The following is a 21,133-nucleotide window of genomic DNA, read 5'->3' on the forward strand; positions in this document are numbered from 1 at the left end:
ACACCTACGCCCTTCCGTATATTCTCACCCAGGAACTCAGCTTCTTTGCTACATCCTTCCCCGGCAGTTCCTTCAAACGCCATTTCCAGTTGGCTTTTACCGAGGCTGGTATATTCATTCGCGATTTCCCGTCCAGGCCAAGGATATCCTGCATAGGCAGAACTGCTATTCTGGCCACAGAGGCATAGGCAAGTCTCGACAGCACCTTATGCACGTCATTTGCACCCACTCTCGCACCAGTATATTTATTCAGGTTCTTCCTTTCAACTTCAGCAGCGTCCGTCTCATACCATCCTCTGGTCGTATTGTTATCATGCGTACCAGTATATACTACAAAGTTGTCCGATTTAAAGTTATGCGGAATGTGGTCCGTTAAACCAATATCCTCACCAAAAGCAAACTGCAGCACCTTCATTCCCGGAAGCCCGAATTCATCACGCAGGTCGTATACGCCCTGACTAATCTCTCCCAGGTCTTCCGCTACAAAAGGCATTTCAGGAAATTCCTTCTTCAATACCTGAAAGAAGTCACTTCCAGGCCCTGTTTTCCACACTCCATTAACCGCCGTGCGCTCGCCGGCGGGTACTTCCCAATAGTCAGCGAAAGCCCTGAAATGATCCAGGCGCAACAGGTCGTACAACTCTATGTTTTTACGGATCCTGCGGATCCACCACTGGTATCCGTCAGCTTTCATGTTCTCCCAGTTATACACCGGCATCCCCCAGAGCTGACCTTCGTCGTTAAAATAATCCGGCGGCACACCAGCGATCCCCATCATCTTCCCTTCCTCATCAAGGCCAAAGAATTCCTGGTTCGCCCACACATCCGCAGAATCGTGGCTCACATAGAATGGCAGATCGCCATACAGCTCAATACCCGCAGCTGCTGCATATTGCCTGATATCCGCCCATTGTTCAGCAAACTTGAACTGCTTCCATTTCACAAATTTCAATTCATCTGTATAGTCTGCGGCAAACTGGCCTAATCGCCCTGCATCACGGTCCCGGTAAGCCGGGTACCAATCTACCCAGGGCTTGCCTTCCTGATTTTCTTTCAGTACAGTATACAGTGCAAAATCATCAAGCCAGTCCTTTTCCTTCTCACAAAAATTATCAAAATCCTCATCATTGCCGCCAAATATCTCGCCCCAGCCTTCATAGGCTTTCAGCAGCATCTTATTCTTAAATGCAGTCGCTTTTTCAAAATCTACCTCATCTGCGGCCTCAAACTTCTTCTTATCCAGCAAACGCAGGTCTATAAAGTATTCATTGAAAAGCCCAACAAGACTGATCAGCAGGTCATTGCCGGCCATCGCCGAAACAGAACTGTAAGGTGAATATGCCTGATCTGCTCCTATCGGGTTCAGTGGCAGCAGCTGCCAGTACTTTTGCTCAGCCTGTGCAAGGAAATCCATAAATAAATAGGCCTCCAGCCCTATATCGCCAATCCCATGTACCGAGGGCAGTGAGGTCACATGCAACAATACACCGGCTCCGCGCGGATTGTCGATCTCTTCCAGCGTCAGCAGCCCCAGCGGGAAAGCATCAAATAGCGTAGCTACAGCTATTTCGGCAGTATGGCCGGTTCCTGCAGTGCCATCCGAAAGGTTTTTCCAGTGGAATGAACTTCGTAACGGCAATGTAATACTGGTATCTCCCCAATCCATGTCCAGTTCCAGTTCTTTCATGCGCTGGGCCGGGTGCAGCGGAACCGCCACCACCAGCCACTGCTTATCTTTTTTTCTTGCAAAGGCAAATACTTCATTTGCAAACCTGCCCTTTACCTCCAGGGGCAGATACTCACCGGAAGATAAAAGATCTGCAAAAGGCTTTAGCTGTTCCAGCAGTAAATGTGTCAGGTACAACTTGATCTTTCCATTATAGCGTTCCTCCCAGAGCGCTTTCAAATCCCCTCCCGCAGCAAGCTCCTGCAGCCATTCCTGCCGCTGCTGATAATCCACAGGTCTTCTGTTATCCGGATCTACCAGGCTCAGGTCCCACAGCTCCGTCCCCTGATAAGTGTCGGGCATCCCGGGGCAGGTAAACTTCAGCACCAGTTGCGAGAGCGAATTCAGGATACCAAAATCAGCGATTTTCCGGTGAAAAGCAGCAAAGCTCTTCCAGAAAGGTGCCGACTGGTCCAGTATGCCCAGGATAAACTCCTTCACCAGTCCCTCATAATCTGTATCCGGGTCCGTCCAGTTAGAATTCACCTTTCCTTCACGCAGCGCTTTCTCCAGGTAAGCCTGCAGGCGCTCCGTATAATTATCCGGTTCCATGCCCGGCATAGGGTAACTGCCCGTTAAAGTCTGATAGATAAAGTATTCATCATTCGCGTCTAATCCGCCTGCAATCTCTTTGTTCAGTTTTCTCCATTCCTTTACTTTCGCAATCCATAGCTCGGGCTGGTCTGTCAGCACATTTAACCGCGCACGTACATCCTCGCCCCTTTTGGTATCATGCGTTGAGGTGCCGTTCATGGTATGCGGCAGCATCTGCAAACGGTTCTGCATCAGCTGATGAAAGTCTTTTTTCCTGATACCAAAAGCAGCAGGTGCATCTCCAACCTCATTATGTCCGATAAAGCAGTTGTATGTATACATTAAAGTATCTTCCACGCCCTTTGCCATCAGCGGGCCGCTGAACTGCATGCAGCGCAGATAAAACAGCGTTATCCTGTCATTGTAATCCTGATCGGCCTGTTCAAAAGGTTTTGTCAGCAGCACATGGCGCAGCACTTCTACAGCCCCGCCCAGCGATTTCACTACTTCAATCTCCTTCAGCACATCAGCCATCATTCCATGGTATTTTACATCGAGCGGCAGCTGATTGCCATAAAAGCGGTAAACGGGAAAACAGATCAGCAGCTGTCCAATCGCATCTTTCAGCGCTCCCGGCTTCAGCGCGTTCAACTGTGTTTCCTCTGCCAGTCTCAGTTCCAGGAAAAGCTGGTACAGATTGTCCAGTTCCCCAGCCATATGGTCGCCCAGGATACCTGCTTTCTTTTGGCGGATCAGCCTTTCTACACCCTTGTTCTCACCGCTGATCGATTCATAAAATTTGGAGAATTTCTTTTTTGCTTTTCTTGCAGTAAACAGGTTGTTCACCTGCGCCAGAAAATCGTAGCCCGTTGTTCCTTCAACAGGCCAGTCTGCCGGCACCTCCTCACCTTCTTCCAGGATTTTTTCTACTACAATATAAGTTTCTTCGCCGGCAAGCCTGCGCAGCCGTGCAAAATAGGTCTCGGGATCATAAAGGCCGTCAATATGGTCTACCCGCAGTCCCTGGAAAACCCCTTCTTCCAGCAGTGTCTTGATCAGGCGATGATAGGCCGTAAAAACCTTCTCATCCTGCATATTCAAACAGATCAGGCTGTTTACAGTAAAAAAGCGGCGGTAATTAATTTTATAATCTGTTTCCTTGTACGAGCAAGGCCGGTAATATTGCAGATCGATGGCCGCCTGTAAGGGCATATTTACATCCTTTACCTTGTCGTTCACAGGCCACTCTGTTTCAAAATACTGCAGTTTTATTCCGCTGTCGCGCTGGATCAGTTTCAGTTCCTGCTTCGCTATGGCTTCCTCCACCGTGCTGCCCAGAAAAGGAACCATCAGCGGCAGCTTGCTGTCGCCAGACCAGTTGATATCAAAGAAACCATCATAGTCCGATTGATCTCCTTTTTCCAGCACATCCATCAGCCATTGGTTATTGGGATGGAAAGCCATGTGGTTGGGTACAATATCCTGGATCCAGGCCATGTTCAGCGATTTCAGCCTGGCCGACAAGGCCCTTAGTTCTTCGAGCGTCCCGATTTCCGGATTGATCTGACCGGGGTTCACGGTATCATATCCGTGCATACTTCCCGGCGAAGCCTCCAGTACCGGCGACGCGTAAATCGTGGTTATGCCCAATTCTTTTAAATAAGGAATGATCCCGTCAAAATCCTTAAATGTAAAGTCCTTATGGAACTGTATGCGGTAGGTTGAAATCGGATTAAGCATATTTATTGGTGTAAATTAGGATAGATTGTGGTTGTATTTCCATTTTCTGCAGTGCGTCCACAGACAAAGGTGCTGCACGCCTGCCTTTCCATTGCGGATCGGCAGAATCAAGGATCTTCTTCCAGCTGGGTTTGTCATCAGGGATAGTGATATCCTGTGTATTTTTTGAGAAGTTCATCAGGCATAGTACCTGCACCTCCTCCTCCCAGCGCCGCAGCACCAGGCAGTTTGTTTTGGCATCAGCCGATACGGTAAGCTGTTTCCGGTTGGTATTCCGCAGCGGTGCATATTTTTTACGGAGGCCGATGATGGTCTTGTAGAACGACAGGAGTTCGCTGTGTCCGTCCGACTGCAGGAGGTCCCATTGTAATTTTGACTGGTTAAAGGTATCTTCAGACTGCGGTTCCGGCGCTTCGCCTTCGGCATGGAAAGCCGCAAACTCCGCCTTACGCCCTTTGCTCACCGCTTTGATCAGCTCCGGGTCGCCATGACTCGTAAAAAACAGGAAGGGGTTGGTTTCTCCCCACTCTTCGCCCATAAATAACATTGGCAAAAAGGGGCTGCAAATCACTGCGCCGGCCATCAGCTTCTGCATTTCATAACTCACCAGTGTGCTGCTGCGCTCGCCCAGCATGCGGTTTCCCACCTGATCATGATTTTGTGAAAAGACTACAAACTGCGAGCCTGCATTGCCCTCAGCTGTGCCGCCAAAAGTTTTCAGGCGGTGCGGAGAGTATACACCATCATAGATATAAGCATCGCGATACGATTTCTCCAGGTCCTTGATCCCCGAAAAATCACTGTAATAACCTGTAGCAGGTTCACCGGCTGTCACCCGCAGTGCATGATGGAACTCGTCGATCCATTGTGCATCCATTCCGTAACCATGCTGATCAGGGGAATTGATATATTTATTGTCATTCAGGTCGCACTCTGCAATCAGGTGGTGTTTGCGGTGCGTAGCTTCAATCAGCTGATCCACTTCCTCGCTGATCTCCTGCAGCAGGTGCTTCACGCCCAGGTCTTTGATCGCATGTACTGCGTCCAGGCGCAGCCCGTCAATATGGAAATCGCGGAACCACATCAGTACGTTCTCAATAAAATACCGGCGCACACCATCAGACCAGGCATCATCAAAATTGATGGCACTGCCCCATGGCGTGTGATATTTCTCTGTAAAATACGGCCCGGCCTGTTCAAAGTAGTTACCTTCGGGGCCCATATGGTTATATACTACATCCAGCACCACCGCCAGGCCTTTGGCATGACTGGCATCAACCAGTTGCTGCAAACCTGCCGCAGCGCCATAGGAGTTCTGTACAGCAAAAGGAAAAACACCATCATAGCCCCAGTTGCGGCCACCAGGAAACTGGGCCACAGGCATTATCTCGATGGCTGTAATTCCCAGTTCAACCAGATAATCAAGTTTCGCTATGATGCCTTCAAAAGTTCCTTCCGGTGTAAATGTACCGGTATGCAGTTCATAAAAAATGTAATCTCCCAGTTCAGGGTTTTTCCAGTCCTGGTCTGTCCAGCTGAAAGCCGAAAGGTCAACTGCTTCCGAGGGGCCATGCACACCCTGCGGCTGCGAAAGGCTTGCCGGGTCCGGAATCAGCGTTTCGCCATTGATCAGAAACTGATACGTATTTCCCGGATAAATGCCCGCTCCGCTCAGCTCCCAGTACCCGAGTTCTTTCTTTTCCAGCGCCACCGTTACAGCTTCGGTTTTCAGTTCCACCGTTTCAGCTTCGGGCGACCAGAACCTGATCTCCGCCAGTCCGGCATCGTTAAAGTTTACGCCTATTTTTCTTTTTAGCTCTCTGGACATCTTCATTATTGTTCCTAACATGTTTTAATAAAACTATAGATCTTCCTTCCACACGGATCGTATCACTGGTAAAGTGCCTTACAGGTGATTCATTGATATCCTCTATTGCCGTGTCCAGTACCCTCAGCCATTCCTTACCATAACGTTCATTCGGAAGACTGTAGTGCAGCGGCTCATCATGCGCATTAAACATCAGGTAAAAGCTGTCATCAGTAATCTTGTTTCCCTTTGGGTCAGTACTGCGCAGATCGGCCCCGTTCAAATAAATAGCCAGCGATTTTGCATAATCCTCATTCCAGTTGTGTTCCTGCATCTCCAGTCCGTCCGGCAGGAACCAGGCCACATCTTTCAGACCTGCCCCTTTGATCGGCACACCCTGGAACCAGCGCCGCCTGCAAAATACAGGATGCCTTTTCCGCAGGTGGATCAGCTGCTGGGTGAAGTTGAACAGCTCTTTGTCCATATTGTTCCAGTCGATCCACGAAATTTCATTATCCTGACAATAGGCATTATTATTACCACGCTGGGTACGGCTAAATTCATCACCTGCCACCATCATCGGTACGCCCTGCGACAGAAACAGGGTGGTCAGCAGGTTGCGTTTCTGGCGGGAGCGGATCAGATTGATCTCTTCGTTATCAGTCTCGCCCTCCACACCGTAATTATAGGAACCATTGTGCTGTTCCCCATCCCGGTTATCCTCGCCATTCGCTTCATTGTGTTTCTCATTGTATGTCACCAGGTCATGCAGCGTAAAACCATCATGCGCCGTAATAAAGTTCACACTCGCAGTGGGACTTCTCAGGTCATCCTGATAAAGGTCCGGGCTGCCCGTAAAGCGCTGGGCAAATTCACCTAGCATACTATGCGCACCTCTCCAGTAATCCCTGATGCAATCCCGGTACTTCCCGTTCCACTCTGCCCATTCCGGCGGAAAGTTCCCCACCTGGTAACCCCCTTCACCAATATCCCAGGGTTCTGCAATCAGCTTCACCTGCGAGATCAGCGGGTCCTGGTGGATAATATCAAAAAACGCACTCAGCTTGTTTACGCTGTGCAGCTCCCGCGCCAGGGCCGGTGCAAGGTCAAACCTAAAGCCATCCACATGCATGTCAGTAATCCAGTAGCGCAGGCTGTCCATAAACAGGCGCAGCACATTCGGCAGGTTCGCATTCAGCGTGTTCCCTGTACCCGTATAATCCATATAATAACGCTGGTCGGCAGTAAGCCTGTAGTACGAAGCGTTATCAATTCCTTTAAAAGAAAGCGTAGGTCCCATATGGTTTCCTTCAGCCGTATGGTTATATACCACATCCAGGATCACCTCTATGCCGGCAACATGCATTGCCTTCACCATATCCTTAAACTCCTTCACTTGTCCGCCGCGTTCCGTACTGGCCGCATAGCGTACATCAGGTGCAAAAAATCCAATCGTATTGTACCCCCAGTAATTGCTCAGCCCTTTTTCCACTAAGTGCCTGTCGTTCACAAACTGGTGGACAGGCATCAGCTCAATCGCCGTTACGCCCAGTTCCTTCAGGTAGTTCAGCGTAATTGGATGTGCCAGTCCGGCATATGTCCCCCTGATTTCTTCCGGGATATCCGGATGCTGCATGGTAAAACCTTTTACATGTGCTTCATAAATTATTGATTCATGGTATGGAATATCAAGCGGCACATCACCCTTCCAGTCGTAGGTCTGGTCAATTACCACCGCTTTGGGAATAAAAGGCGCACTGTCCAGCTCAGAAAAACTCAGGTCTTCAATTTCGGAGCCCATCACATAGCCAAACAGTGCATCGCTCCAGCCGATCACGCCCGAGATTGCTTTCGCATAGGGGTCGATCAGCAGTTTATTCGCATTAAAGCGGTGCCCGTTTTCCGGATCAAAAGGACCATGTACACGGTAACCATATAATTGTCCCGGAGCTATGCCAGGCAGGTAGCCATGCCAGATATGGTGGGTGCGTTCAGTAAGCTTTACTTTCAGGGATTCCCGGGTATCATCTTCATCATTAAAAAAACAAAGATCAACCGCCGTTGCATTGTCGGCATAAATTGCAAAATTAACACCTTCGCTGTCCCAGGTAGCTCCTAACGGATAGGGACGGCCGGGATATACAGTAATCTTCTCCATTACTAATATCAATCAATTTTAGCACGAAATGTTTTAACATTCTTTATTTTTTTGCCCGAAAATCAGAGCCCGTTTTAAAACAACGCCATTGATCATCAACAAGATATATTCCCAACAGCTAAAATTACCGGTCACACTTTAAAATTTCGGTGTAGTTTAAAATGTACAACCAAAAGTTTTGGTACGGCATCAATTATAATATTTCCCGGAAAGGAGGCCAGCAAACGGAAATATTAACACAAATGATAATTTAATATAGACAACTGCTCTTCAGACACTTATAATTAAAAGTAAGTATTCACGGCACGATTAATGTTAATATATTTATATATAAGGATAACGTTATTTAATAAATATTAAATTTAGCAAACAATTACACTCTGTTTTCTATAATTTAGATATTTGAAGATAATATTTAAGTTATGAAGAAAACATACGTTCTATTCTGCTTTACCACAATATTTACCGTAAACGTCAGCGCGCAGCAATACGGTTTATTTCATACCAACACCTTATTTGATGCCTTTGAAAATCCGGCACAACGCGCTTTTGTACTGGACTATTCCCGGCAGTTCGCCTCCAATTTCTTTTTGCCCAACTTGGGTCTCAACGGCGGAAATAAGGGTGATGTCAACTACGCAATCAAGACAAGGCTCAATGAAGGAGAAATTGACACAGAGCAGATACCCGCCGGCAACAATACCCGCAATAAATTTTACGGTAATGCGAATGTTTATCTGCTTACTTTCAGGAGCTACCTGTCCTGGCGCGACAACAAAGAGATTGGCTTTTCCTGGCAGGTCAGGGCAGATGGCGATGCTGATTATACCAACGAAACTGCAATAGCAGCCAAGACTTTTGGCCGGCTGAATACCTCCCAGGACGGACTATTTAATGGCGATGGGTACGCACAGACCTATCATCAGTTTAGCCTTAGCTATCGGCAGGACGAAACCGATGAACTGGCTTTTGGCGGAAAGCTGAGCCTGCTCAGCGGAATAACCTATAACAGCGGCCGGGTTGATGAATCCAGCCTGACGGTCAATCCCCGCAGCTCTTCAGTAGCCCTGCAGGGCGTTTACAAAGGCAGCTTCCTGAAGAAAGATGATATCGACAAAAAAATGCTCATTCCTGACTTTAAGAATCCGGGCCTGTCGCTGAGTTTTGGCAGCAGCTACAGGGATGCAGCATCCGGGATCTTCCTGATGGGAAACCTCAAAGACCTGGGATTTATCCGCTGGAATAAAAATTCCAGCACTGCTGTGATCAATGATGTCATCACTCTCAACAGAAATCCCGGAGCAAATGACCTGGCACGCAGGGTTTCGGCGTTGGTAAGCAACAAGGCTGTACAGGGCAGTTTTTATACGCCTACAAATGCCAAAGCCGATTTTCTGATTTCCAAAACCTACGGCCTTTATACACCCGGTTTCATTGTCTCCAAAAACCTCTTTTACAATGGTGGTGATGTAGTGCTGGTCAACACATTTAAGATGAATGAGTTTTCCCTGGCTTTTGTACCTGCCTATAACATGAATAAAATTGTCTTGTTTGGGGCGCAGGGTATATATCAAACGCCTAATTTTGAATGTTTTATGGGAACAGATAATCTCTTTAAATCTTCAACACTGTTAAAATCCACATCGTATTCCTCAACAGGAACCATTGGTGCCTCCTTTTATATGGGCCTCAATATCAAATTCGGATATGTGGTAGAGCATCCTTTAAACAGCAGTTACATCCCTGTTTATTAATCCGGCGGTTGTGCAGGAGGTTCCCTGAACAAAAAAAGCTGAATCAAATAAATGATCCAGCCTCTTTGTATTTCACAGGTAAATGTGGTAGATGTTCAAACAACAGCGCTGAAAAAAAAATGTTTTGGTTATTTTCCAAAAACTTTTTTCAGTGCATCTGCGGCATATGCCTGCGCTTCTTTGGCTTCAGGAACAACCGCAGCCATTCCAAAAAACTCATGGGTTACACCGTCATAGTTTTTAGTATCAACCGTTACGCCTGCTGCTTTTAGTTTGTCAGCCAGCATCATCCCGTCATTGTTCAGCGGATCAATTTCTGCTGTGATGATCGTAGTTGATGGCAATCCTTTTAAGTTTGCATTTACCAAAGAAATCCTTGGGTCTTTAGCCTCAGCCATGGCGTTTACATATTTCTCAGTAAACCAGGCCATCATCGGTTTATTCAGCGGATGAGCCGCAGCATAAGTTGTATAAGATTTAGTAGTCATGTCTGCCTGGGCAATCGGGTACACCAGCACCTCATGCAATGGAACCATGATCTTTTTATCTCTGGCCATGATACTTACATTGGCCGCCAGGTTACCACCTGCGCTCTCGCCTACTACAGCAATCTTCTTAGGGTCTCCATTGATAGATGCTGCATTTTTCACTGTCCATTCATAGGCGGCAAATGAGTCATTATGTGCCGTAGGGAATTTATGTTCAGGAGCAAGCCTGTAAGCCACAGATACGACTACTGCACCAACCTGCTCAGCCAGTCCCTGCGCCGAAGCATTGTATACATCAATATTTGCAATCACAAAACCGCCGCCATGGTAGTATACGATTACAGGGAAAGGACCTTTGCCCGTCTTTGGTGTGTATATCCGTAAATGAATATTTCCACCGGCTACAGGAATCTCTTTTCCTACCGTGTCTACACCCGGAGCAGGTAATGTAATATTATTTTCTTTGATCAGGTCCATCACCGCATCAGTTGGCGTATGGTTCTTTCTTGCATCAACTGCACTCAGGCTTTCTGTAGGTTTATCACCATAGCTTACCAGCTTTTCGATTACCGCCTGCATTTCAGGATGGATCGTAGGACCCCATTCGGGTGCCGGGCCAGTAGGCTTTAAACCCGCAGGCTTTTCTACCGTGGTAGTGGTTTCTGTAGAAGTGCTGTCCGTTGTGCTTGTAGATTTTGTCTGGTTGCCGCATGAAGCCAGCATCAATGCTCCTGCAAGGAGCCCTATCGACGAAGTATTTAAAAGGTTTTTCATAAGTAAATATTTTTAATAGATATATCTCCCAACAACATATTTATCAATTAGTTTAGTCGTACTCCCTCGCGGAATGCTTATCAAAAACATACCCCATCGTGTATTTACTCAAAATATGTGTAAACAGTCAAAACACTGTCAGCTATTAAATGTTGTGATTCAGCATACTCATACGACCATGAAAGACAAAAAAACAACAAAACCAGAGGCGAACAACCCAGCACAGGTTAGCCCTCCGGCACAACAAAGTGAAAAATTACAGAAACTGGCTGCCGACAAAGAAAACGGCGCGGGTGAATTCCTGACTACCAACCAGGGTTTAAAAATCAACGATAACCAGAATTCATTAAAAGCAGGCGAGAGGGGTGCAACCCTCCTCGAAGATTTTATCCTTCGTGAGAAGATCACACATTTTGACCATGAACGTATTCCCGAAAGGATCGTCCACGCACGTGGCTCCGGCGCTCACGGTGTCTTCGAGCTGTATAAGCCCATTCCTGAGCTTACCAAAGCAGGTTTCTTAAATGATACTTCGGTTAAAACTCCTGTATTTGTACGTTTCTCCACCGTTGCGGGCTCCAGGGGCTCTACCGACCTGGCGCGCGACGTACGTGGTTTTGCCGTAAAATTCTATACCCAGGAAGGTAATTTCGATCTTGTCGGAAATAACATGCCTGTATTCTTTATTCAGGATGCGATCAAATTTCCGGATCTGGTCCATGCGGTAAAACCAGAACCACACAACGAAATTCCACAGGCAGCATCAGCACATGATACCTTCTGGGATTTCATCTCCCTGATGCCAGAATCTGCGCACATGATTATGTGGGCGATGTCGGACAGGGGAATCCCGCGCAGTTACCGTATGATGGAAGGTTTTGGTGTCCATACTTTCCGCCTGATTACGGCCGAAGGAAAATCCAGCTTTGTAAAATTCCACTGGAAACCTTTACTGGGCGTTCACTCCGTTGCCTGGGATGAAGCGAAAAAGATTTCGGGCAATGATCCCGACTTCCACAGAAGGGACCTTTGGGATGCGATTGAATCCGGCGCTTTTCCTGAATGGGAATTTGGCGTACAGATCGTATCTGAAGAAGATGAGCACAAGTTCGACTTTGATATCCTCGATCCTACCAAACTGATCCCTGAAGAACTGGTACCGGTACAGCGGATCGGAAAGATGACGCTGAACAGGAATCCTGATAACTTCTTTGCAGAAACAGAACAGGTAGCATTCCACGTGGGACATGTTGTTCCCGGAATTGACTTTACCAATGACCCGCTGCTGCAGGGACGTTTATTCTCTTATACAGATACACAGCTGCTTCGTTTGGGCGGACCTAACTTCCACGAGATCCCGATCAACAGACCGGTATCGCCTGTCCACAACAACCAGCGCGACGGACATATGCGTCAGACGATCAATACCAGCCGCACCAGTTATGAGCCCAACAGCATCTCCGGTAATTCTCCGAGACAGGCAACTGTTGCCGAAGGCGGGTTTAATTCATACCAGGAAAGAATTGATGCGAGAAAAATCAGGGACCGCAGCGAGAGCTTCTTTGATCATTTCAGCCAGGCTACGATGTTCTTCAACAGCCAGTCGGAACCGGAGAAAAATCATATCGTTGATGCCCTGCGTTTCGAGCTTGGAAAAGTAGAACGTGAAGAAATCCGCAAAAGGATGCTCGGCATCCTGAGCATCATCGATGCCAGCCTTGCAAAAAAAGTAGCCGATGGATTGGGAATGGAAGTTCCGGCCCCGGAGCAACCGATCAATCACGGGGTGCCTGCTGATGCAGACCCGGCAAAATACGAATCAAAAATCATCAAATCAGCGCTCGGAGCATCCGCTGCACTGAGCATGGCCAATACACCAAAAGATTCTATCAAAACCAGAATGATTGCTATCCTGGCTACCGATGGAGTGAAAAGTGCTGAACTCAGCGCATTCAAAAAAGCTTTGCTTGCAGAAGGTGCAGTACCCAAAATCGTTGCCACCCATGGCGGATTCATCAAGGATGACAAAGGCGCGGCGGTGAAGGTAGATTTTACTTTCCTTACCACTGCATCGGTACTGTTCGATGCCGTATATATTCCGGGAGGCGCGGCCAGCGTAAAAACAATTGCTGCCGAAGCTGATGCCCTGCATTTTGTAACTGAAGCTTTCAAACACTGCAAAGCAATTGCTGCCAGCAGCGAAGGTGAAGAGATCATCAAAGCATCGCAAGTCCCTGCCGGTCCCAAAGGCGCAACCCCTCCGGGAGTTGTTATCAATGGTAAACCTGCTGATTTCATCTCAGCAGTTGCGCAGCACCGTTTCTGGGAAAGAGAGAAAAAACCAGACGTACCTGCATAATTATTTATCCGGCCTCCTGTAATTCATACAGGAGGCTTTTTCTCATTCAAGCTATTACTATTCATGGAAAATCACCCTACACTTATTGCTGCCGCAAGAACCGGCGACATTGCCTTCCTTCAATCCATTCTCAGTGATGGAGTAAACGTAAATATCAATGACGAAAAAGGATATACCCCACTGATCATCGCCTGTTACAATAACCGTCTTGAGGCGGCAAAACTCCTGATCAATGCCGGTGCAGATGTTAATGCTGCGGATATCGGCGGTAATACCGCCCTGATGGGCGTGTGCTTTAAAGGTTACCCAGAGATCGCAAAACTGCTGGTAGAAAGCGGTGCCGACCTGGACCTTCAGCATGGCAATGGCGGCACGGCCCTGATGTTTGCTACCATGTTCGGCAGAAACGAGCTTGTAAAAATGATGCTGGATTATGGTGCAAATCCTGATATCACGGAGTTCAGAGGACTCACTGCCCTCGACCTGGCCATACAGCAGGGGAATAAAGAGGCAATAGAATTGCTTGATACTCAAACATAAATTACCTGACAGGTGTTACACCAGAACATCAATACTATAGAAATCATGGCACAACTAGAAGTTCAACCCAAAAAATATAAAGGCTGGTTTAGCTGGCTGCTGACAATTGCTGCACTCGGACTTGCATTATTCTATTTTCTAAGTGATAAAATTATATACTAATGACTATGGAACGCAAAGAGAACGAGCATGAGGTCAGACAACTGACTGAACTGAGCACAAGCGATTTTGAGATTAAAGACGGCCAGCCGGACATCATTAAGTGGAAGGTAGTCAATACAGCCGGTCAGGACCTGGGCACAGTTACCGACCTGCTTTTTGACGAAGGGGAACAGAAAGTTCGTTACCTGGTGCTTAACCTTAAAGGTAATATCTGGAATATGGCAGAAAGAGCAGTGCTGATCCCGATCGGAGTGGCAGAACTGGATGCCGTGCAGGACCACGTGATCCTGCCCAATATCACTGCACAACAGTTGATTGTCCTGCCTGATTACGTCAGGGGCCATGCAGTCATCTCAGCAAACTCAGAACTTTACGGGCATAAGGATTTTAATGAATCAAACCTTTACGCCAGAAGGCAGCCGGGAAGTTATGAGGATGATATTCCCTTCCAGGTAATCACCCGGATCTACCAGGAAGAGAACGAAGCAGAAAATGCTTTTGTGCTGCTGATTGATAACGGTTTTTCTGAAAAAGATCTTAAAGTTACCCCTTACAACCCGCTGAACAGCGTCACCGATCCTGCCGGAAATACCGATACAGAATTTATTGGCGACGGCTCCAGGGATGAATATATTCTCAGTATTGCAGCAGGTTCTGCAGAACAGGCGGCACTTGCGCACCGGATTCTCGACCCGGAATAACAGTATTCCTGAGAGGGATATTAATGATTGTTAAAATCCGGGGGACCTCAGGATGTGGCAAGGTGTTTGACTAATGTGTAGTGCATCACTACCAAGGATAAACTTTATGTCGAATCAACTGAATAATAATATGATAAAGAACTCGGATATCAGCGCACTTGCGGCTAATTTTCGGGAATATATTGCCCGGAATAAAACCGAAGAAGAGCGCGATCAGCTTATTGAGGATCTCACTTCCCGGAACCAGGACCTCAGTCAGTTTGCTTACATTACCTCTCATAATCTCCGCGCACCCCTCTCCAATCTGATTGGCTTAATCGATATACTTAACTATGATCTTCTGGATGAGTACAATAAAAAGATTGTAGACATGTTTAGAGATTCAGCAGATAAGTTAAACGAAACTATCTACGATCTTACCCAGATGCTCAGCCTCAAACAGAACAAAGCAATTAAGATTGAGAAGGTCAGCGTGTCACGCATATTTAAAAAAGTATGTAATTCTTTCACCAAACAGATCCACACAATGGGTATTTTTATCCACACTGATTTCCAGTGTGAGTTAATCCCTTTTAACAAGAGTTATCTGGAGAGCGTACTAATGAATCTAATGTCAAACTCTGTAAAGTACTGTTCAGAAAACCGTGCATTGCGGATTGAAATTGCTACAAGACTGGATGAGGATAATAATATCATCCTTACTTTCAGTGATAATGGAATGGGAATAGACCTTCTAAAACATAAAGACCGCATATTCGGTTTAAATGAGCGTTTTCACAGCCATGTAAACGGCAGTGGTGTAGGCCTTTTTATTACCAAAACCCAGATCACTTCATTAGGCGGTTCAATAGCTGTGGAAAGCGAAGTCGATAAAGGATCAACTTTTACCATAACCATTAAAAATGAGCAGGTTGTGTAACATCAACATGTGTCAATATTAAAAGTTTTTTTTATTTAGGTATTCATACTTTTGAATTATATAATAATTTACAAGCTATGAAAAAAACTTTACTACAGGGTGGCGCTGTTCTTATGTTGTTATCGCTTATTAACATCAGGGCGAACGCGCAAACACCTGCAACCACCACTTCAGGGAATGTCCCGTTAAAGATTATTCTTACTGATATTGTGGCCATAACTTTAGGGGGTACACCCGATGTAACTTTTACCTATAATTCAGAGGCAGCATATGCTGCTGATCAGACCGTGCCTAAGACAGGTGCATTCTCAGTATTTAGTAATAAAACGTACAATGTATTTGTAAAGGCAACAAGTGCCTTTAATGTAGAGGCAACAAATGCGCTGCCGGTGCCGCTGGATGCGGTAAATGTTTCTGTAGATGCAAGCACACCTGTTACAAATGGCACTTACGATAATCCTTCACTTTCTGAAACCAATCAGGCACTTGTCACTGGAGCGAAGCCAACTTTAGGAACAGCCTATAATATTAACTATAAAATCCCTGCAGCAAAGGCTTTATTACTTCTCGATAAAAAAGCCGCTACTTATAGTACAAATGTTGTGTACACACTGACACAGCAGTAGGTTAATGAAACTATTAACGGTTATACTTACTTTAAGCCTAGTCCTTTCTATTGCCTCCACATCGAAGGGGCAGGGTTTTTCTATCTCTCCCTCGAGAATATTCTTTACAGGTAATCCCGGAGAAACCATTATGCAGTCTGTCATTTTTTCAAATACCTCTTCAAATACGTTATCTTTCATCAGCAGATTGCAGGACTGGGTCAGAGACAGCAAGGGGAACAAGGTATATTCCGAAATCAACACCCATCCGGCCTCCAACGCAAAATGGATTTCCTTGTCAGAAAACAATATAGTACTTCTGCCCGGAGAGAAAAAGCAAATTATTATATCTCTCCATATTCCGGCAGATGCTGACAAACTTACGCACAGTATGCTCTTCTTTACACAAGTAAAAGAGCAAAACAGGGAACAGGCGAAAAAGGTTGCAATTGGCGTTACTGTACTGATGGAAGTTGGGATACAAATCTATTATACTCCCAGGGGATTGAATCCAGGAGAAATGGAAATTCTCGCATTTGAGGATCGCGGAATATATAACAACGGACAAAAAATGGCAAGAAGAATTGAACTGCAGATCCATAACAAGGGCGCTGTAAACAAAGATGCTTTTGTTCGATTAGAGTTAACAAATAAAGAAACAGGAGAAGAAATCAAGATAGAACCGCAAACAATAGCGATGCTTCCAGAAGCCACACAGTGGGTAACTATAGATTTGCCCCCAAATTTAAAAGGCAAATTTCTCGCTGTTGCCATGCTTGATGCCGGATCCACATATGACCTGAAAATTGCTGAGAAAGAGATTATATACCGTCCTTAGTATACTCATTTCCTGTTGTGCTGCAACAGCGACAAGTGCGCAGGCTAATCTTACAATTAATGAGATTAACATTAGATCTCACACTGATCAGACTTTTACAAATGTAAGTTATGGCTCAGTAGGAATTGCTACGGGTATTATGTTTAGGGCGGGATCCAATTTTGCAGCATCAACTATTGGTTCCACAGGCAATGTTGATTTAAGCAGATTGTCTATCAAGCCAAATATTGTTGGTACCGTCAATCTCTCTGCAACTTCAGAATACAAAATTCTGAAGACTTCAGAACAGCAACTCTTTAGTGGTGTTTCCGCAGTTGGGCCCGTAACACTTGATTATAAAGTGGTTATGGCTGAAAATGCATGGAACGCTGGTTCATATACCACTTCTCTATTTCTTACAAATGTTGCCCCTCCGTCAATATCACTGAATGTAATTGTTCCGGCATTTATAACGATCAATAGTACTTTCGCGCCAGCTTCACTTATACTGAGGATTACCGGCCTGGACAACTACCGAACAGGAGGTGGTATCAGCACGAACAATACCTTTGACTATTACACCACGCTTCCTACTACAGTAAGCATTAAATCCGACAGCAATTTTTCATTTACAACTACCACACCTAAGATCACAGACCCGTCTGTTATTTCAGAACAACTGAGCGCATCACTGACTTCACCTTCAGGAAAGGGACTATCTCCAGTTACGCTGAGTCCTACAGACAAGCCTTTAAGCATTGCTGCCGGTATAGACATTACATCGAATAACCTCAGTAGTATCACCACTGCATTAGCTATTAGTGCAGCCAGTCTCAGGAACAGTTTCATCCAGGCCGGCACCTATACCCTGCCCATCACCTACACGATCAGTAAACTGGGCAATGCTTATGCGGCTGGACCGGTAGCCTCAGGTACCATCACAGGCGCTGTAAAAGTGGAGGTGCCCCGTCTATCCGAATTTGTTGTGCCGTTAAATGACATTAATTTTAATATCAATACGATTACCGCTTATAAGGGCGGGATTACAGTTGCCATGCCAGATCCTATTATCATTAGCAGTACAGTCCCATACAACGTGAGTGTAAAAGCCAGTGGCGATTTTATTTTATCTTCAGGCAACACGATCCCAATCGGGACAGTGACCATTGAGGGCGGAATGGGACAGACAGGAGTGTCTTCTCTTCCCCTCAGCATTACTCCGCAAACTATTGTCGCCTCTGCCTCTCCGGTGATAGACCGTAAAATATTTCTGCAGTATAAAATTCCGGCATCACTCACCTCAAACCTCCTGGGAAAAAGAGCAGGAATCTACCAGAATTCTATAACTTTTACTTTTACTGCTCCCTAATCAGAAATGTTTTACTTCTACCTTCCGGCGCTGATCTTTATAAATAAAGGTGAGCATCTTTACCGGAAGGCCCTGCAATGAAACTTCCTCTTTCCCATTTTCGATGGAGAAAGGAAGACCCTCTGTTTCTATATATATTGTATAATGGTTTCTTGGCAGATAAAAACAGAACTTGCCTTTATCATCAGTTAGCGCTACATGAATTAGCCCATTACTATCCATCGCAGTAATCTTTATGCCTGACAAGGCGGGCTTGCCCTCTAAATACTTTTCTGAAGCAAGCTTTACGCAGCCATAAAGTGCCTCAGCTTTGACTAATGGAATGTCAAGCTTCTTGTTCTTATTCATAAAGATCTCTGTAGGATGCTGAAGGCTCCACCCTCTTGTACTCGCTATAGAAATGATATAAGCCTTCTGCTCCATATTCATAAATCTTACCTGCCCTTTATTATTTGTTACTGCAGTACCATTTTCTATTTTTATTAATACGCCGCCAACCGGTAGTTCGCCGGCATCACGTTCTCCATTACTATTGATATCGTCATAATACGTGAGATCAAGTTTCTTGGCCGAAGATCCCGGGGGTTTGCCAAACTGTTTCTCTATCCCAAAGCGCATCTGGCGGCTGTTATAGCGCTGGTCTCTGAATGCATTCACTATATTCAGATCCTGAGTCGCGAAAGGTACCAGAAATTTTTGTTTGGTTACCGCATATTGCATATCGGCCGTCAATGCCCAATGACCTGTCAGTATATAGCGCATATTCACACTGGCAGAATAGTTACTGTTTCCGGCAAATCCGTAATAGTTATACATTCCTCCAGCCTGTATATTAAAACTCTTTTTAAAGGCACTAAAATGCACGTTAGGACCACCAGAATAGATTGTATATTTATTGCTTTCGCTGAAAGAAGTAAGTGCATCAGAAAGATAGAAAGGATTGAGTTGCACATAACCAGAAAAGCCTAAAATGGGCAGGGTATAACTGGTATTGATTTTGAGTGAATGAAAGGGAGCCCGAGGCCTGCCTGAAGTATTGAGATAAGTGTATCCATAGTCTGCTGAAAGTGTAAAGCTCTGTATCCTTCCATTATATTCCGTATGCGTACTAAAACGAACTGACCGGGCTTTCCAGTCTGTCTGGAAAGCATCCATTTGTGCAGAACCGCCTGCTATCAGCCGCTGCTCCATATAATATGGATTAATGCCAAAAGAAATTCCCCGGGTTCTGAATATGTAACCCAGATCATAAATATAGAGCTGGTTTTTATTGATTCCAAGGTTTAGCATATCGCTTAGATTCACAAGGTCACTCTGATATTTAGGATCATTCAGCTGTATGGTCAGATGTGCTGACAAGCTATTGTGTGCCCCGAGTTTCCGCAGAAGGCGTACGTCTGATAAAAGCTGTCCGCGTCTCAAACCTGTAAAAAAGGCACTGCTATAATATTGTGTTGCATTAAGCTGGAAATTTTCGGTCAGGGCTGCATAAATAATCCCTCCTGCATAACCCTGTTTTGAACCTTTCCCGCCTGTTGCCTGATCTTCCTTAGAGATGCCTGCTTCCATGACAAGCGAGCGCCCATCAGCCACTTTGAAAGCATTTTTTAAGCTCAGCTGAGATGCATTCAGGCCTGTATAGGAATCTTGGCTATGTAAAACTGTAAAGCGCCGGCCGGCTGTACCTGCAATTTGATTTAAATAATCCACTGCGTAAATTTTCGCTCCCGGCCTCGTATTGCCTGCCTGGTCATACAAAAGGTAATTATTTTGAATACCGAGAATAGAAATAACACCTCCCTTACTCAATTTTCCACTGGCTTTTACACCTTTGCCGCCCATTTGAAAGTCAATATTTTCATAGACATTACCAATTTTTAATCCCCAGTGCCTGGACTGATAATCAAGATAGGTATCAGAAATGTTAATTCCTTTATAATCCTGCTGATAATACTGCTCTCCATTAAAATGATATTCAAGAGATTCATCATTCCCTGTCTTCATCTTACCGTAACCCTGCAGCTGATAAAAGTAGGATTTGCTGGTGAAGCTACCGTAACGTAATGCGATAGTATTGGGAAGATTTCCTCCAAATTGCCCGTTACCCAGCCGACGGGCACTTGTTACATTTATCACCCTGATGATTTTGAGCGATAATTGGTTACCAACTTCATCTACAGCCTGTATTGTAACTGTAAAATCGGGATTGATCTTATTACCTATTTTATTCCTCACAAGGAAAGGGAAGAGCTGCTGACCTCCGGGCTGCAGCACCAAACTATTCATCTGCCCCGTTAGTTCCAGTCCTTCCGGCGCACCAGTCAGTATAAGATGGAAACTAACAGGCATAAATCCATTATTAGTTACGTTTACTGCCAATTGTACCTGATTGGTAAGCGGGTCAAGATAAATTTCTTCGGCATCGGTTCCAATAGTAAGGCTACTTGCATCTGAAAGATGTGTGAAGAACCTTGTGTTTGATTGTATAATAATACCCGGGCTTTTTGTAATCAACTTTACCTTGAACTCCTGAAGGTTGCTGTAGATAGTTCGTCTGTCGGCAATATATTTTACAGGAAAAGTTTTAAACTCTTTTGGCTCCAAGATGATGCTATCTGGAAGATTAATCAAACCGGCAAATATTTTTCTCTCCAGGGTGTCTTGTATCAATACCACCTTG

At 45.6% G+C, this 21,133-nt stretch carries 13 protein-coding genes; 8 read left to right on the plus strand and 5 right to left on the minus strand.

Annotation, left to right across the window (positions count from 1 at the left end):
- Positions 1-4 precede the first annotated feature (4 nt).
- From treY to glgX, 3 genes are read right to left on the minus strand one after another with little or no spacing between them, the layout of a single operon-like run.
- Positions 5-4,000 carry a malto-oligosyltrehalose synthase gene (treY, locus tag FN831_RS06575; protein WP_142527414.1) on the minus strand — a complete coding sequence of 1,332 codons (3,996 nt, stop codon included), beginning with the start codon at positions 3,998-4,000 and terminating at the stop codon, positions 5-7.
- Positions 3,993-5,849 (minus strand): malto-oligosyltrehalose trehalohydrolase, encoded by a 1,857-nt coding sequence (gene treZ, locus FN831_RS06580; protein ID WP_221931291.1) that lies wholly within the window; start codon positions 5,847-5,849, stop codon positions 3,993-3,995. The genes treY and treZ overlap by 8 nt, the downstream gene beginning before the upstream one ends.
- Entirely contained in the window at positions 5,788-7,965 is a 2,178-nt protein-coding gene (gene glgX, locus FN831_RS06585) for a glycogen debranching protein GlgX (RefSeq protein WP_142527415.1), read from the minus strand. Before glgX ends, treZ begins: the two co-directional genes overlap by 62 nt.
- 422 nt (positions 7,966-8,387) lie before the next feature.
- Here glgX and FN831_RS06590 point away from each other — a divergent pair, with 422 nt between their 5' ends.
- Entirely contained in the window at positions 8,388-9,719 is a 1,332-nt protein-coding gene (locus FN831_RS06590; protein WP_142527416.1) for a DUF5723 family protein, read from the plus strand.
- A 128-nt stretch (positions 9,720-9,847) separates the two neighbouring features.
- Here FN831_RS06590 and FN831_RS06595 read toward each other — a convergent pair whose 3' ends face one another.
- Positions 9,848-10,981: an alpha/beta hydrolase gene (locus tag FN831_RS06595; protein WP_142527417.1), complete on the minus strand. Its 1,134-nt coding sequence runs from the start codon at positions 10,979-10,981 to the stop codon at positions 9,848-9,850.
- 178 nt (positions 10,982-11,159) lie between these two features.
- Between FN831_RS06595 and katE the strand changes: the two genes are divergently transcribed.
- The 7 genes from katE to FN831_RS06630 all read left to right on the plus strand — a co-directional run bounded on the left by katE (position 11,160) and on the right by FN831_RS06630 (position 18,453).
- Positions 11,160-13,340, plus strand: a complete 2,181-nt coding sequence (katE, locus tag FN831_RS06600) for a catalase HPII (RefSeq protein WP_246101387.1) — start codon at positions 11,160-11,162, stop codon at positions 13,338-13,340.
- A gap of 63 nt (positions 13,341-13,403) precedes the next feature.
- Positions 13,404-13,880: an ankyrin repeat domain-containing protein gene (locus FN831_RS06605; RefSeq protein WP_142527419.1), complete on the plus strand. Its 477-nt coding sequence runs from the start codon at positions 13,404-13,406 to the stop codon at positions 13,878-13,880.
- 167 nt (positions 13,881-14,047) lie between these two features.
- On the plus strand, positions 14,048-14,743 hold the full coding sequence (locus tag FN831_RS06610; protein ID WP_185960402.1) for a PRC-barrel domain-containing protein: 696 nt from the start codon (positions 14,048-14,050) through the stop codon (positions 14,741-14,743).
- A 130-nt stretch (positions 14,744-14,873) separates the two neighbouring features.
- On the plus strand, positions 14,874-15,662 hold the full coding sequence (locus tag FN831_RS06615) for a sensor histidine kinase (protein ID WP_185960403.1): 789 nt from the start codon (positions 14,874-14,876) through the stop codon (positions 15,660-15,662).
- 77 nt (positions 15,663-15,739) lie between these two features.
- Positions 15,740-16,288, plus strand: a complete 549-nt coding sequence (locus FN831_RS06620) for a hypothetical protein (RefSeq protein ID WP_142527422.1) — start codon at positions 15,740-15,742, stop codon at positions 16,286-16,288.
- 4 nt (positions 16,289-16,292) lie between these two features.
- A complete protein-coding gene (locus FN831_RS06625) occupies positions 16,293-17,105 on the plus strand; it encodes a COG1470 family protein (RefSeq protein WP_142527423.1) in 813 nt (270 codons plus the stop codon).
- 139 nt (positions 17,106-17,244) lie between these two features.
- Positions 17,245-18,453 carry a hypothetical protein gene (locus FN831_RS06630; RefSeq protein WP_142527424.1) on the plus strand — a complete coding sequence of 403 codons (1,209 nt, stop codon included), beginning with the start codon at positions 17,245-17,247 and terminating at the stop codon, positions 18,451-18,453.
- Here FN831_RS06630 and FN831_RS06635 read toward each other — a convergent pair whose 3' ends face one another.
- Entirely contained in the window at positions 18,454-21,057 is a 2,604-nt protein-coding gene (locus FN831_RS06635; RefSeq protein ID WP_142527425.1) for a hypothetical protein, read from the minus strand.
- Between the last annotated feature and the right edge of the window lie 76 nt (positions 21,058-21,133).

Source organism: Pedobacter westerhofensis, from assembly GCF_900182595.1.
GTDB classification, from domain to species: domain Bacteria; phylum Bacteroidota; class Bacteroidia; order Sphingobacteriales; family Sphingobacteriaceae; genus Pedobacter; species Pedobacter westerhofensis.

What these genes read in the sequence shown, in the direction of transcription:
- treY (WP_142527414.1), bottom strand. Translation starts at nt 4,000, where the DNA reads ATGCTTAATCCGATTTCAACCTACCGCATACAGTTCCATAAGGACTTT.
- treZ (WP_221931291.1), bottom strand. Translation starts at nt 5,849, where the DNA reads ATGTTAGGAACAATAATGAAGATGTCCAGAGAGCTAAAAAGAAAAATA.
- glgX (WP_142527415.1), bottom strand. Translation starts at nt 7,965, where the DNA reads ATGGAGAAGATTACTGTATATCCCGGCCGTCCCTATCCGTTAGGAGCT.
- FN831_RS06590 (WP_142527416.1), top strand. Translation starts at nt 8,388, where the DNA reads ATGAAGAAAACATACGTTCTATTCTGCTTTACCACAATATTTACCGTA.
- FN831_RS06595 (WP_142527417.1), bottom strand. Translation starts at nt 10,981, where the DNA reads ATGAAAAACCTTTTAAATACTTCGTCGATAGGGCTCCTTGCAGGAGCA.
- katE (WP_246101387.1), top strand. Translation starts at nt 11,160, where the DNA reads ATGAAAGACAAAAAAACAACAAAACCAGAGGCGAACAACCCAGCACAG.
- FN831_RS06605 (WP_142527419.1), top strand. Translation starts at nt 13,404, where the DNA reads ATGGAAAATCACCCTACACTTATTGCTGCCGCAAGAACCGGCGACATT.
- FN831_RS06610 (WP_185960402.1), top strand. Translation starts at nt 14,048, where the DNA reads ATGGAACGCAAAGAGAACGAGCATGAGGTCAGACAACTGACTGAACTG.
- FN831_RS06615 (WP_185960403.1), top strand. Translation starts at nt 14,874, where the DNA reads ATGATAAAGAACTCGGATATCAGCGCACTTGCGGCTAATTTTCGGGAA.
- FN831_RS06620 (WP_142527422.1), top strand. Translation starts at nt 15,740, where the DNA reads ATGAAAAAAACTTTACTACAGGGTGGCGCTGTTCTTATGTTGTTATCG.
- FN831_RS06625 (WP_142527423.1), top strand. Translation starts at nt 16,293, where the DNA reads ATGAAACTATTAACGGTTATACTTACTTTAAGCCTAGTCCTTTCTATT.
- FN831_RS06630 (WP_142527424.1), top strand. Translation starts at nt 17,245, where the DNA reads ATGTTTAGGGCGGGATCCAATTTTGCAGCATCAACTATTGGTTCCACA.